The following is a 14,261-nucleotide window of genomic DNA, read 5'->3' on the forward strand; positions in this document are numbered from 1 at the left end:
GGTCGTGACCGTGGTGGGAACTCCGCTAGGCTCCGGCGAGTGATTTCGGATGACCTCGCGATCGACGTGTTCGCAGCGTCCAGGGCGACTGCACGAGACACCTCTTCGATCGCCCGACCCCAGCAGCTCACCGTCTACGGCGCCGAGTGGTGCCGTGACTGCCGCCGCAGCAAGGCGGTGCTCGACGTCCGGCGGGTGGACTACGTCTACGTGGACCTCGCCGCCCAGCCCGCCCGCGCGGACGAGGCCGAGGCCCTGACCGGGCGAAAGAGCATCCCGGTGCTGGTGTTCCCCGACGGCGAGCACCTCGTGGAGCCCACCAACGCGGAGCTCTGCGCGAAGCTGGACCGCGCGGGCCTCTGACGCCTTCCACCGCCGCCCGCGGCGTCGGCCCAGACCGAAACCTGGGCATGTGGTGCGCTTGGGGCGCACCATAGAAGGATGAGGGCTATCTGGAAGGGTGCCGTGACCTTCGGCCTCGTCAACGTTCCGGTCAAGCTGTACAGCGCGACCGAGGACCATGACGTCCAGCTGCACCAGGTACACGACGCCGACGGTGGACGTATCCGGTACAAGCGCGTGTGCGAGATCGACGGCGAAGTGGTGCCGTACGAGCACATCGACCGCGCTTACGACGACGGTGAGCGCACGGTGGTGCTCACCAAGAAGGACCTCGCCGATCTCCCGGCCGAACGGGACCGCGAGATCTCGGTGGTGGAGTTCGTGCCCACCGAGCAGATCGACCCGATCATGCTCGACCGGACGTACTACCTCGAGCCCGACTCCAAGTCCACGAAGGCGTACGTGCTGCTGCGCCGCACGCTGGAGGAGACCGAACGCACCGCCGTCGTGAAGTTCGCGCTCCGGCAGCGCACCCGGCTGGCCGCACTGCGGGTGCGGGACGAGGTGCTCGTGCTGCAGACCCTCCTGTGGGCCGACGAGGTCCGCGAGGCCGCGTTCCCGTCCCTCGACGAGCCGGCGAAGGTCTCCGACAAGGAGCTCGCGATGTCGGCCCAGCTCGTCAGCAGCTTCGAGGCGGACTTCACGCCCGAGGACTACGAGGACGAGTACCAGGTGCAGCTGCGCAAGCTCGTCGAGGCCAAGCTCGAGGCGGGCGAGACCGTCGACACGGCCGCGACGTTCGGCGAGGCCCCCGAGGGGGAGGAGGGCGAGGGCGCCGAGGTGGTCGACCTCATGGAGGCCCTCAAACGCAGCGTGGCGGAGTCGAAGTCCAAGTCGTCGTCCGGGTCGTCGTCGAAGTCCGGTTCGCGCTCGACCTCGAAGGCGAAGTCCCCGTCGAAGTCCCGGTCGAAGTCTCAGAAGGCGGGCTGACCCGGCTCAACCACGCAGCCGCTCCGCCAGGCCGCGCTCGCCCGCCCGCATCACGCGGGCGTGCGCCCAGGCGAGCGGGCCGGGACCGATCCGGGCCGCGGCGCGGAACCAGGCGGGGACCGGGGACACCTGCCAGAGGAGCTGGACCTCGGTCGAGACCCCTGCTCCCGCCCCACCGGCCCGCACCTCGGACACCGTCACCTCGGCGCTGCCCTCCAGATCGCCGACCACGTCGAGCAGCGCACGGCCGGGCACGCCGTCGGACGGCGCCGTCGTCCGCCTCAGGTCGAGCCGAAACCGTAGCGAGTACCCGAGCGGGCTGCGGACCTGCAGCCGGGCCCACGCCCCGGGCCCGGCGAGCCCGTCCGGTCCGACGACGGGGCGGGTCTGTGACGCGGTGAGTCCCGGCCACCAGTCGGGCCAGGTGAACCGGGGGTCGGCGAGCACCGACCAGACCTGCGCCACGGGCGCGGCCGGGCGCCAGACGGATCGAAGTGTGAACATCGGGCCATCGTGCCGCCCGGGGAGCCGAGCCGACAGCCGCCGTCCCGCCGAACCGCAAGTTGGTCGCCGGTCTGGCCGCCGAGCCGCAAGATCCGCGTCGATGTTGGTGCGCGGCGACGTGTTCGCATCGGTTCGGCGCCGGAGGACCCCTCTGAGTTGCGGCTCGGCGCCGGACCAGGCCGGCCAGGTTGCGCCTCGTTCGCCAGGGCGACCGCGCGGACACGTCGCATGTCCGACACGTCGCATGACAAGGTAGAGCCGATGAGTCGCAACAACCCGCCCCGCTGGCTGCGGTGGACCCTGGCCGCCGTGGCGGCAGTTCTGGTGTGCGTGACGTTCGGGATCACGACGGCGAAGGCAGACCTGAGCCTCGGCCCGCACGAGGCCACCTATACCGTCACGGCGAACGACCGGCTGATCGCAGACCTCGGCCCGCTGGGCACCGTGGTCACGGACTCCCCGCTGCCGTTCACGCTCGGTGTGCGGATCACGGTCCACGAGATCCCCGCCGATCTCGCGGCAGTGGACACCGCCAGCTTCGACGCCCTCGCCGGCGACCTCGACGGGTATCTCCAGTTCTTCGACACCCCGCAGCAGACCGTGCGCACCGTGGCGTGGGCGCTGATCTGGGACGCCGTGCGCGGCACCGGTACCGCGGCGCTGGTGCTGGTCGTGGCCGGCCTCGGGCTGCGGGCCCTGCTCGGGCCCGCCCGACGGCGGGATCTCTCCCGGACGCTGGTGCCGCGTACGTGGCAGATCACCGGCGCCGTGCTCGTCACCGTGCTCGTGGCCGGAACCGTCACGTCGAGCGCCGGGCCCGAGGAGCGCGCCGCGCTGCCCGCCTCGCCGGTGTTCGCGGGGACGGCACTGGAGGGTGCGCGGATCACCGGCCGGCTGGCGGGCGTGATCGACACGTACAGCGGCCAGCTGGTGGAGACCTATCAGGCCAACGAGGTGTTCTACGCCGGGGCGCGGGAGCGGCTGAACGAGGCGTGGGACGCGCGGGTCGCGGAGCAGGAGGCGGCGGAGGCGGCGCAAGGGCCTCCGGCGTCGGAGAGCCCGGAGGAGACCGACTACGTGACGCTCCTGCTGGTCTCGGACCTGCACTGCAACACGGGCATGACACCCCTGATCCGTGATCTGGCCGACCGGCTGGGACCGGACGTCATGCTCAACGCGGGGGACACGACGATCAACGGCACGAGCGTGGAGTCGGTGTGCGTGGACTCGTTCGCGTCCGCGGTTCCCGACGGTGTGCCGTTCGTGGTCTCGGACGGCAACCACGACTCCCGCCTGACGACGGCGACGGAGCTGGCGAACCGCCAGATCGTGCTGGACGGCGACGTGGTCGAGGTGGAGGGGGTGCGGATCCTCGGTGACCGGGACCCCCTGGAGACGCGGATCGGCGGCGGCACCATGCTGGCCCGCGAGGAGACACCGGAACAGGCGGGCGAGCGGCTGCGGGACGTGGCGTGCGAGGCGGCGGGAGAGCCGGGCCTCGGGGGGTTCACCGGGGAGGACCGGGTCGACCTGCTGCTGATCCACCAGCCCGCCGTCGGCGACCCCGCGCTGGAGTCGGGCTGCGTGCCGTTCCAGATCTCGGGGCACATGCACAAGCGGATCGGGCCGGACGTCGTCGGGTACGGCGTGCGGTACGTGAACGCGAGCACCGGCGGGGCGACGAAGGGCAACACGTCGGTGGGGCCCCTGCGGGACTCCTCGGAGATGACGGTGCTGCGGTTCGACCCGGAGCGGCGTCGGTTCGTGGACTGGCAGCTGGTCGAGGTCACCCCGGAGGGCGAGGCGTCGGTGAGCGAGCGGCAGCCGATCCCGCCGCCCGTCCCGCTGCCCGACGAGGTACCGGGCGACGACGGTGTGACGTCCGGCACCGGGTCCACGCCGTCGACCTCGCCGTCACCGACGGGCAACTAGGCTCGGGGTGTGGAGATCGCAACCGACCCGGCCGAGCTGACGCCCGTCGCCCAGGACTACCTGAAGGCGGTGTGGTCCGCCCAGGAGTGGTCGGACGAAAAGGTGACCACGAAGCATCTCGCCGACCGGCTGGGTGTGGGCGCCTCCACGGTGTCGGAGACGGTGCGTCGCCTGTCGGGCCAGGGACTGCTGGAGCACGAGCGGTACGGCGCGATCCGGCTGACCGACGACGGGCGCCGTCTGGCGCTGGCGATGGTGCGCAGGCACCGGCTCCTGGAGACGTTCCTCGTGGACCACCTCGGGTACGGCTGGGACGAGGTGCACGACGAGGCGGAGGTGCTGGAGCACGCGGTCTCGGACGTCTTCGTGGAGCGGATGGCCGAGCGGCTCGGCAACCCGACGCGTGATCCGCACGGGGACCCGATCCCCGCCGCGGACGGCACGGTGGTGCGGCCCGACGCGGTGCCCCTGTCGGCCATGCACGCGGGCGACGTCGGCACGGTGGTCCGCATCTCGGACGCGGACCCCGAGGCGCTGCGCTATCTCGCCGAGCTCGGCCTGGACCTGGACATGCGGGTCGAGGTGACGACGCGGCGCGAGTTCGCCGGCACGGTAGCGGTGTCCTGGACCTGCCCGGAGCCCGGGAGGCCGCAGGACGGCGCGGCAGGGACCTCGGGCACCGGTGAGCGGTCCGGCTCGGCCGAGCGGGTCGCCGATCTCGGTCTGCTGGCGGCCTCCCGCGTGTGGGTGGCGCAGGGGTAGTCTCCTCCCCGTTCCCTCGTGCTCGTCGCCGGTGTCGCCGACGGTCCCCCCGAATCGATACGACACTCCTGGAGACCCCATGGCGACCAGCTCCCCGCAGCACGCCCCGGAAGAGGTGTCCGGCCAGAGCTCGATGCGCCGCGCGGCGCCCGCGCTCGTCGCCCTGGCCGTCGGCGGCTTCACCATCGGCACCACCGAGTTCGCCGCGATGGGTCTGCTGCCCGACGTCGGCGCCGACCTCGGCGCGACGGACCCGCAGGTGGGGCACACCATCACGGCGTACGCGCTCGGCGTAGTCGTCGGGGCGCCGCTGCTGACCGTCGCCGCCGCGCGGATGTCGCGCAAGCGGCTCCTGCTCCTGCTGATGGGCGCCTACACGCTCGCGAACGTCCTGTCGGCGGCGGCGCCGGACATCGGGTGGCTCGTCGTCGGCCGGTTCTTCGCGGGCCTGCCGCACGGGGCGTTCTTCGGCGTCGGCGCGGCGGTGGGTGCCGCCGTGGCGGGACCGGCCCAGCGCGGTCGGGCCGTCGCGATGATGATGACGGGCCTGACCATCGCGAACGTCATCGGCGTTCCCCTGTCCACCTGGGTGGGGCAGGTCTTCGGGTGGCGTACGTCGTACGTGCTGATCGGGGCGCTCGGGATCGTCACCCTGCTCGGCCTGTGGCGGCTCGTGCCGGACGCCGCCGGCGGCCCCGGCCGTTCCGTGCGGACCGAGCTGGCGACCCTGCGGAACGCGCCCCTGTGGTTCGCGTTCGTGGCGGGGGCGATCGGGTTCGGTGGCATGTTCGCGGTCTACACCTACGTGGCCCCCACCATGACGGGAGTGACCGGCCTGCCCGGCGGTGCGGTCCCCTGGGTCCTCGCGCTGTTCGGCGTCGGCATGACCGTGGGCACGCAGATCGGTGGACGTCTCGCCGACCGCGGAGTGCTGCGCGCGGTCGTGATCGGCTTCGTCGCGACCGCCGCCTCGCTCGTGCTGTTCGCCCTGACCGGCGCCTGGGTGGTCCCCGCGCTGGCCTCGCTGTTCCTGCTCGGCGTCACGTCGCAGATGCTCGGCCTCGCGTTCCAGACCCGGCTCATGGATCTGGCGCCCGGCGCGGCCTCGCTCGGGGCCGCGCTGTGCCACGCAGGGCTCAACGTGGCCAACGGTGCCGGGGCGTTCCTGGGCGGCGTCGTCATCGACGCCGGCTGGGGCTACCTCGCTCCCGCCTGGGCGGGTGTCGTGGTCACCGTGCTGGGGCTGGTCATGATCCTGGCGTTCGGGCGGCAGCGAGTCGTGCACCAGCCCGCGGAGACAACTCTGTGACCCAGATTCCAGCAATGTCCCAGACTTCGCCGGTAGCGTGGGTCAGGTGACCGATACCGGGGCGACCACGACGTCGTCGGACAGCTTGATGAACGACGAGAACGACGTCGCCGTGCCAGGCCCCAGGCCGCTCAGTGGGCGGACCATGGGGCTGCTCCTGGTGCTGCTCGGTGGCATCGGGTTCGCGGCCTCGATGTGGCTGGCGGTCGAGAAGTACCTGGCGTTCGTCGACCCTGAGCGGACGGCGTCGTGCACCATCAACCTGTTCGTCACCTGCAGTGCCGCCATGGACTCGTGGCAGGGCGCGCTGCTCGGGTTCCCGAACCCCTACCTCGGCCTGGCGGCGTTCCCCGTGGTCATCACCACGGGCGTCGTGGTGCTGGTCGGCGCGCGGCTGCCCCGCTGGTACTGGACGTCGCTGCTGATCGGGACCGTGCTGGGCCAGGCGCTCATCTTCTTCCTGATGGCGACCAGCTTCTACGTCATCGTCGCGCTGTGCCCGGCCTGCATGATCGTGTGGACGATCATGTGGCCGCTGCTCTGGTACCAGGTGGTGCGGGGCGTGCAGTCGGGCGACCTTCCCGTGGGTGCCGGCCTGCGGAGCGCCATAGCCGGCAACCACGTCATCATCCTGGTCATCGGCTACGTCGCGGCCGTGGCGTGGCTGATGCTCGCGGTGGGTTCCGACCTGGTCGCGTCGTTCTGACGGCCGCGCTGCCAGGCGACCGGGGCGAGGCAGCCGCCGTGCCGTGCGGCTGCCTCGCGGTCGCCGTTCAGCGGCGCAGCGCCTCGCGGAGCGTCCTGCCCTCGCTGCCCGACGGCGGGGCGTAGCCCAGCAGCGCCGAGATCGTCGGCGCGATGTCGATGTGGCGCGGCGCGTGCGGACGCGCTCCCGGTCGTACGCCCGCGCCGGCCAGGACCAGCGGCACGTGCAGCTCCGTGGTCGCGCCGTGCCGCCCGACCGGTCCCGCCGGCGTCGCGCCGAACGACCAGCCCGGCCTCGGCTCGACGACCAGGTCGCCGTAGTTCGGGCTCATGTGCATGCGGGCCTGGTCCGCCTTGTCGAAGACGTTCCGCACCTGAGGCAGCGCCTCCAGCGCGGCCCGCAGCTGTCGGACGGCGGCAGGGTCGCCCGCCCGGTCGCCGATGATCCGCACGTCCGCGACGCCGCCGACGACGATCACGACGTCCGTGCCGGGAGCAGGGGACCGGCCGCTGGTGAGGATCTGCGGGGTGAAGCCGGCGGCCTCGATCGCGGCGAGCCCCTCGGCGCCGAAGCCCTTGTCGAACGTGGTCATGCCGTGGTCGCCCGTGAGGACGAACGCCGTGCGGCCGTAGATGCCGGCGTCCTTCGTGGCCTGCACGATGCGCCCGAGCTGCCGGTCGATCTCCGTCAGGGTACCGGGGATGCGCGGGTCGACGTCGCCGCCCTCGTGCCCGATCGCGTCCAGCGTGTCGCAGTAGACGGTCATGAGCTCGGGGACGCCGTTCGTGGTCACCATCTGTCCGCCGGAGCTGACGGGCTCGCCGCGCAGCACGGCCACGGCGTCGTCGGTACGGCGGGCGCAGTCGCCACCCGGCTGGGTGTAGAGGCCGTCGGGGTCACCGAAGGTGACGCCGTAGTTCTGCAGGATGAACCACTGCGCGGAGAACACGGAGCCGCCCTGCTCGCGGACCGACTGGGCGATGGTCGGCACGGCGAGGTCGCGCTGCTGGCCCCGCGCCGTGTTCGTCTCGGTGTTGAACCAGTAGGCGGTGTTGCGATGGGTCTCCGGCCAGGCGCCCGTGGCCACCGATGACCAGGACGGGTTGGTGATGGAGGTCATCGTGCCGGTCGAGGTGGTGACGCTGCCCCGGCGCAGCAGGCGCTGCAGGTTCGGCATCGGCGCCGACCCGTTCCGGACGTGGTCGAGGTACTCGACGTCGAACCCGTCGAGCGCCAGGAAGACCACATGGTCCGCGGGGCCGTGCCCGGTGGTCTCGGACGTGGTCTCGGACGTGGACTCGGAGGTGGTGGCGGAGGGGGAGCCGGCGTCGTCCGCGGGCAACGGCGCGGCGGCGGCGGTCGAGGCCGTCCACACGACGGTGGCGGCGATGCTGGCGGCGAGGAGCTTTCGCAACGAGGGCATCATGCGGGCAATTCGAGCACCCGGGCAGAGAACTTCGGGGGAGGCGCGGGCGAATGTCGGATGAACCTTCACCCTGTGGACGACCGAGGGCCATGCACCGGCACGGTCGGTAGACTCGGCCGGGTGACCATGCCCGACGCACCCGAGCGCACCACGTCCACGGACGAGCCCCGTTTCCGCTACACCCCGACCCTCGCGCAGCAGATCGAGCTGCGCTGGCAGGACATCTGGGAAGAGCGCGGAACCTTCCACGCGGCGAACCCGCAGGGGCAACTTACGGGGCCGGGCGAGAGCCCGGCGAGCGGCAACCCGTACTTCATCATGGACATGTTCCCGTACCCCTCGGGCGCGGGCCTGCACGTCGGCCACCCGCTGGGCTTCATCGCCACCGACGTCGTCGGCCGGTTCCGTCGCATGTGCGGCGACAACGTGCTGCACACCATGGGCTTCGACGCGTTCGGCCTGCCGGCCGAGCAGTACGCGGTGCAGACGGGCGAGCACCCGCGCCTGGTGACCGAGCGCAACATCGTCACCTACAAGCGGCAGCTCCGCCGGGCGGGCCTCGCGCACGACCCGCGCCGCTCGTTCGCCACGATCGACCCTGAGTACGTCCGTTGGACGCAGTGGATCTTCCTGCAGATCTTCGACTCCTGGTACGACGAGGACGCGCAGCGGCCCGACGGCGGGCGCGGGCGCGCCCGGCGGATCAGCGAGCTGCGCGACGAGCTGGCCTCGGGCGCACGGCCCGTGCCCGGCCACGAGGGCGACAACACCGGTGGCGCCGTGTGGGCCGCGCTCGACGAGGGGCAGCAGCGCGACGTCCTGGACACGCAGCGGCTGGCCTACGTGGACTCCTCGCCGGTCAACTGGGCGCCCGGCCTCGGCACGGTGCTGGCGAACGAGGAGGTCACCAGCGACGGCCGGTCCGAGCGCGGCAACTTCCCGGTGTTCACCAAGAACCTGCGCCAGTGGAAGATGCGCATCACCGCGTACGCGGACCGGCTGACCGACGACCTGGGGCTCATCGACTGGCCGGAGAAGGTCAAGTCGATGCAGCGCAACTGGATCGGCCGCTCCACGGGCGCCAGCGTGCGGTTCGACGTCGTCGGTACCGCCGAGTACGACCCGGCGGGTGCGGGCGGCAGCCTCGAGGTGTTCACGACGCGTCCGGACACGCTGTTCGGCGCCACCTTCATGGTCGTGGCTCCCGAGCACCCGCTGCTCGACGAGGTGCCGGCCGCCTGGCCGGAGGGCACGCGTCCGGCATGGACCGGCGGTTACGAGACGCCGGGCGAGGCGGTCGCCGCCTACCGGCGCGAGTCCGCGGCGAAGACGGCCGTGGAGCGGCAGGCAGACGCGGGAAAGAAGACCGGTGTCTTCACGGGCCACCTGGCCGTGAACCCCGTGACCGGTACGTCCGTACCGGTGTTCACCGCCGACTACGTGCTCATGGGCTACGGCACCGGCGCGATCATGGCCGTGCCGGGCGGCGACGAGCGCGACTTCGCGTTCGCCGAGGCCTACGACCTGCCGGTGATCCACACGGTGGAGCCGGAGGGCGGCCTGCCCGAGGGGCACGTCGGCGCCTACACGGAGGACGGCGTCGCGGTCCGCTCCTCGAACGACGAGGTCTCCCTGGACGGGCTCGGCGTGACCGAGGCCAAGGCGCGGATCATCGAGTGGCTCGAGGCCAAGGGCATCGGCGAGGGCACCACCACCTACCGCCTGAACGACTGGCTGTTCTCCCGCCAGCGCTACTGGGGCGAGCCCTTCCCCGTGGTGTGGGACGAGCAGGACCGCCCGATGGCGCTGCCTGACGCGATGCTGCCCGTCGAGCTGCCCGAGGTGCCCGACTTCTCGCCGCGCACGTTCGAGCCCGACGACGCGGCCTCCGAGCCGGAGGCGCCGCTCGGCCGCAACGAGGACTGGGTCAGCGTCGAGCTCGACTTCGGCGACGGGGTCAAGACCTACCGCCGCGACACGAACACCATGCCGAACTGGGCCGGCTCGTGCTGGTACTACCTCCGGTACCTGGACCCGACCGACACGGCGCACGCCGTGGACCCGGAGCTCGAGAAGTACTGGATGGGGCCTCGGCACAACCCGACGTCGGGCCCGGCGGGTGGCGTCGACCTGTACGTCGGTGGCGTGGAGCACGCGGTGCTGCACCTGCTGTACGCGCGGTTCTGGCACAAGGTCCTGTTCGACCTGGGCTACGTGACGAGCCTCGAGCCGTTCGGCAAGCTCTTCAACCAGGGGTACATCCAGGCGTACGCGTTCACCGACGCACGCGGTGTGTACGTCCCGGCGGCCGAGGTCGAGGGCGACGAGCAGACCGGCTTCACCTGGCGCGGCGAGCCCGTGAACCGCGAGTACGGCAAGATCGGCAAGTCGCTGAAGAACGTCGTGTCGCCCGACGAGATGTACGAGGCGTACGGCGCCGACACGTTCCGTGTCTACGAGATGGCGATGGGCCCGCTCGACCAGTCACGTCCGTGGAACACGCGCGACGTCGTCGGCTCGCAGCGGTTCCTGCAGCGGCTGTGGCGCAACGTCGTCTCCGAGGAGACCGGCGAGGTCACGGTGACCGACGACGAGCCCGACACCGACACCCTGCGGGCCGTGCACCGCACCATCGCCGACGTTCGCGTCGAGATGGAGAACATGCGGCCCAACACGGCGATCGCGAAGCTCATCACCCTGAACAACCACCTCACGGGGCTGTCGTCCGTGCCGCGTTCCGCCGTGGAGCCGCTCGTCCTGATGACGGCGCCCGTCGCGCCGCACATCGCGGAGGAGCTGTGGTCCCGGCTCGGGCACGAGGAGTCGCTGGCACACGCGCCGTTCCCGACCGCCGACCCCGCGTACCTGGTCCAGGACACCGTGACCTGTGTGGTCCAGGTCCAGGGCAAGGTGCGTGCCCGGTTCGAGGTCGCCCCGGACGTCTCCGCGGAGGACCTGGAGGCAGCGGCGCTGAGCGAGCCGAACGTGGTCAAGTTCCTGGACGGCCGCGGCGTCCGCAAGGTCATAGTCCGCGCCCCCAAGCTGGTCAACATAGTCCCGGCCTGACCCACCTCCGTTGAGTGCTGGGTATTTGTGGGTTCTAGCCGCTAGAACCCACAAATACCCAGCACTCAACGTTCGAGTAGGGCGCGACGCTTGCGGAGGGCGGCGCGGATCCTGGCGATCAGACGTTCGGGGTAGCGGATCACGTCGTCCGCAGTGGCCGTGATGATCAGCCATCCGGCGTCCTCAAGGAGCTGCCGGCGCTCCACGTCACGACGCCAGGTCGCCTGGTCTGTCCGGTGATGATCACCGTCGTACTCGACGGCGATCCGAAGACGCGGATACGACAGATCGGGGAGGGCGAGGAACCGGCCCGCGTCGTCGAACGCCGGAACATTCACCACCGGCTCGGGCAGCCCGGCGTCGATCACCAGCAGCCGGAGCTGCGTCTCCATCCATGAGTCGGTTCCTGGCCGGACAAGGTCGGCCGCTTCCCGGCACAGGCTGAGCCCTCTCATCTTGAAGGTCTCGTGCATCAGAAATCGCAGCGCACCCAAGGTGGTCGCAGGGTTCTTGCGGCGTGTCATGGCGTCCCCGAGCCCGACGACGCTGTCCCGGGTCAGCCTGTGCGACACCTGGAGCCAGGTCTGCGGCGCCGACGTGATCCGCAGGCCGAACCGCTCGATGACGTCGAGGCGCTTCTGCCCGCAGAAGTGTGCCGTGACCGCATATCTTTGGGCCCGCTCACCACGGCGTGGTGTCACGATATGAATCGCGTGATCGTCCTCGAGCTGCCACGGGACGTCGACGCCGAGGAGCCGTAGCGCCGTCGTACGAGCGAATGCCGCATTCGGGTGCACAACCCGCGCGATCGCCCGGCAACGATCGATGAGTGACGGGTTGGCGTCGCAGATCCGCACGCCGGACGTCGGGGCCAGGAACCGGCTGTGCCGCAGAGCGTGTCTGCTGACGCCACGCGCGGGCGCTTCAGAAACCGTGAAGATGTTGGATGTCACGCCTTCATAGTCGAACGCACCCGTAGCCCTTGCTTGCTATCCACAGCCCACGTCGCACGTCCTCGTTGAGTGCTGGGTATTTGTGGTTTTGGGCCGCTGGAGCGCACAAATACCCAGCACTCAACGAGGAATTGGTGGGTGGTGCGGGAGGGGCAGCGGCGGCGGGTACCGAAGAGCGAGCGGGTCAGCTCGGTTTCGCCGTCCGGTTCCCCGCGCGGATAGAGTGGCGCGGTCATGCGCACCCGACGTCGTCCATCCCGCCCGGCACCCCAGGAGGTGCGGGTCGTCACCGACTCGACCGCCTGCCTGCCCGCCGGTCTGCCGGGCGGCCCGGTCGTGGTTCCTCTGCGCGTCCTCGTGGGCGACGAGGTCTACGCGGAGGGTGAGGACATCACCCCCGAGCGGCTGGCCGAGCTGGTCGCCGAGGGCGCGCAGATGTCGACGTCCCAGCCGCCACCGGAGGCGTTCGCCGCCGTCTACCGCACGCTCGGCGAGGAGGGCGCCCGGTCGATCGTCTCCGTGCACCTCTCGGGGGCGTTGTCCGGCACCGTCGGCTCCGCGGGCACGGCGGCCGCACGGTCGCCCCTGCAGGTACGCACGGTGGACTCGCGGACCGGCGCCGCGGGCCTCGGCTTCGCCGCGCGGGCCGCGGCCGAGTGCGCCGCGGCAGGGGCCGACGCCGCCCACGTCGCCGCCCGGGCCATCGAGGTCGCCGGGACGGCGCACGCGGTGTTCGTCGTCGACACCCTGGAGCACCTCCGCCGTGGCGGCCGGCTGTCCGGTCCGGCGGCAGCGCTCGGGACGGTCCTGGGAGTCAAGCCCATCCTGAAGCTGTCCGACGGCGCCGTCGAGCTCTCCCAGCGGGTGCGGACCCGCGCGGTCGGTGCCGAGCGGCTCCTGGACCAGGCCGCTAGTTTTGTCGCCGAGGCGACTCGGCCCGTGGTGGCGGTGCACCACTTCGGCGCGCACGACCGGGCGCTCGCGCTCGCGGGGCGCCTGCACACGCGCACCCGGGTGGACGTCGAGGTCACGCCGTTGAGCGCCGTGCTCGGTGTGCACGTCGGCCCGGGCACGCTGGCGGTCGTCGTCGCGGACCTGGGCGACCACACGCACTGAGGGTCGTGAACCCGGTCTGATCGGCAGGTCGTCAGACGGTCGGCACCTCGGAGTGCCGACCATCTGACAACCTGCCGAACACGCCTACCGCGGTCAGCCGGCCAGGACCGTGCGCAGCGTGGTCGCGAACTCGACGGGCTTGTCCGCCGGCTGGCCGTACTCGCCGCCGCTGAACCCGCCGTGGCCGCCCGGGAAGACGACTGGTTCGGTGCCCAGCCGCCCGGCGGCCCCGCGAGCGGCCCGGCCCGTCATCTGCTCGCCCGTGTCCGCTCCGACGGCGATCAGGACGCGGGGCGTGCCCGACCTGAGCACCTCGTACCGGGGCTCGTACGGCGGCAGCACCAGCATGTTCACGCCGAACATCAGGTCGTCGCGCGAGCCGTCGTCCTCGGTCGGCAGGCCGAACGCCGCCGGGTCCGGGTCGGGCTGATCCGTGTGGTCCGCGGTGAGCTCGCCCTCGGCCATGAGCACCGTGATGAACTTGGCCATCGCGGCGCCGAAGCCCTTCGCCTGGTAGGTGTCGTGCATGTCCGTCATGGCGGCGGCCATCGCCTCGCGGTCAGGGAGCACGCTGGCCAGGGGCGGCTCGTGCGCGACGACGGTCCGCACGTCCTCCGGGTAGGTCGCCGCGAGCTCGAGTGCGACCACGGCCCCGCCGCTGGACGCGAAGAGGTCGACCGGGCCGCCGCCGACGGACTCGATGACACGGTGCACGTCCTCGGCGTGGGTTGCGATACCGGGCAGCTCCGTCTCGGTCTCCAGGTCCCTGGTGCTGCGCTCGACCCCGCGGGGGTCATACGTCACCACCGTCCGGTCCGTGAAGTGGCTCGCCAGGGTGGTGAAGCCCTCCGCTCCCATGGGGAGACCGATCAGCACCAGGGGCGGCTCGTCGGTCGGTGCCCCTGCCTCGCGCACGTCATAGGTGAGGACGCCGCTCGGTACCTCGAGGGTGAGGGTCTTCTTGTCGGTCATGGTGTCTGCTCCTGGTTCGGTGGCGCACGGACCGGTCCGCGCCGGCCGGCCGGGGTCCTTGTGCTCTCTGCCAGGTCCGACGACGACGCCGTGGAAAACTCATCGGTGCCGGCCGGTGGATCATGTCGGGCGCGCACGCAGCCTCCCGCAACGGCGCGGTGCGGGTGCGAGCACGACCACAGG

General features: G+C 71.5%; 12 protein-coding genes. 8 read left to right on the forward strand and 4 right to left on the reverse strand.

The annotated features are described in order from the left end of the window. Positions 1-39: 39 nt before the first annotated feature. Together LUM46_RS06420 and ku are read left to right on the forward strand one after the other, a co-directional pair. Entirely contained in the window at positions 40-363 is a 324-nt protein-coding gene (locus LUM46_RS06420) for a glutaredoxin family protein (RefSeq protein WP_374726973.1), read from the forward strand. Positions 364-441: 78 nt separating this feature from the next. After that, positions 442-1,332, forward strand: coding sequence for a non-homologous end joining protein Ku (ku, locus tag LUM46_RS06425; protein WP_274992947.1), 891 nt, complete (start codon positions 442-444; stop codon positions 1,330-1,332). A gap of 6 nt (positions 1,333-1,338) precedes the next feature. Here the strand turns inward: ku and LUM46_RS06430 are convergent, their stop codons facing one another. Next, on the reverse strand, positions 1,339-1,836 hold the full coding sequence (locus LUM46_RS06430; RefSeq protein ID WP_274992948.1) for an SRPBCC family protein: 498 nt from the start codon (positions 1,834-1,836) through the stop codon (positions 1,339-1,341). A 261-nt stretch (positions 1,837-2,097) separates the two neighbouring features. Between LUM46_RS06430 and LUM46_RS06435 the strand changes: the two genes are divergently transcribed. From LUM46_RS06435 to LUM46_RS06450, 4 genes are all read left to right on the forward strand, one after another. After that, positions 2,098-3,768, forward strand: coding sequence for a metallophosphoesterase family protein (locus LUM46_RS06435; protein ID WP_274992949.1), 1,671 nt, complete (start codon positions 2,098-2,100; stop codon positions 3,766-3,768). 9 nt (positions 3,769-3,777) lie between these two features. Next, positions 3,778-4,530 carry a metal-dependent transcriptional regulator gene (locus tag LUM46_RS06440; RefSeq protein ID WP_274992950.1) on the forward strand — a complete coding sequence of 251 codons (753 nt, stop codon included), beginning with the start codon at positions 3,778-3,780 and terminating at the stop codon, positions 4,528-4,530. Positions 4,531-4,609: 79 nt separating this feature from the next. Beyond that, positions 4,610-5,839, forward strand: a complete 1,230-nt coding sequence (locus LUM46_RS06445; protein WP_274992951.1) for an MFS transporter — start codon at positions 4,610-4,612, stop codon at positions 5,837-5,839. Positions 5,840-5,984: 145 nt separating this feature from the next. Then, on the forward strand, positions 5,985-6,545 hold the full coding sequence (locus LUM46_RS06450; protein ID WP_274992952.1) for a vitamin K epoxide reductase family protein: 561 nt from the start codon (positions 5,985-5,987) through the stop codon (positions 6,543-6,545). 67 nt (positions 6,546-6,612) lie between these two features. On the opposite strand, the gene LUM46_RS06455 is transcribed toward LUM46_RS06450, so the two are convergent. Beyond that, positions 6,613-7,959 carry an alkaline phosphatase family protein gene (locus LUM46_RS06455; protein ID WP_274992953.1) on the reverse strand — a complete coding sequence of 449 codons (1,347 nt, stop codon included), beginning with the start codon at positions 7,957-7,959 and terminating at the stop codon, positions 6,613-6,615. 138 nt (positions 7,960-8,097) lie between these two features. Between LUM46_RS06455 and leuS the strand changes: the two genes are divergently transcribed. Then, positions 8,098-11,037, forward strand: a complete 2,940-nt coding sequence (gene leuS / locus LUM46_RS06460) for a leucine--tRNA ligase (RefSeq protein ID WP_274993086.1) — start codon at positions 8,098-8,100, stop codon at positions 11,035-11,037. A 65-nt stretch (positions 11,038-11,102) separates the two neighbouring features. Here the strand turns inward: leuS and LUM46_RS06465 are convergent, their stop codons facing one another. Beyond that, complete coding sequence (locus tag LUM46_RS06465; RefSeq protein WP_274992954.1) at positions 11,103-11,990, reverse strand: endonuclease domain-containing protein; 888 nt, start codon at positions 11,988-11,990, stop codon at positions 11,103-11,105. Positions 11,991-12,266: 276 nt separating this feature from the next. Between LUM46_RS06465 and LUM46_RS06470 the strand changes: the two genes are divergently transcribed. Continuing rightward, positions 12,267-13,106: a DegV family protein gene (locus tag LUM46_RS06470; protein WP_274992955.1), complete on the forward strand. Its 840-nt coding sequence runs from the start codon at positions 12,267-12,269 to the stop codon at positions 13,104-13,106. Positions 13,107-13,199: 93 nt separating this feature from the next. Here LUM46_RS06470 and LUM46_RS06475 read toward each other — a convergent pair whose 3' ends face one another. Next, positions 13,200-14,078 (reverse strand): alpha/beta fold hydrolase, encoded by an 879-nt coding sequence (locus tag LUM46_RS06475; protein ID WP_274992956.1) that lies wholly within the window; start codon positions 14,076-14,078, stop codon positions 13,200-13,202. Positions 14,079-14,261 lie beyond the last annotated feature (183 nt).

It is taken from the genome of Promicromonospora iranensis (assembly GCF_028994805.1).
Lineage (GTDB): Bacteria > Actinomycetota > Actinomycetes > Actinomycetales > Cellulomonadaceae > Promicromonospora > Promicromonospora iranensis.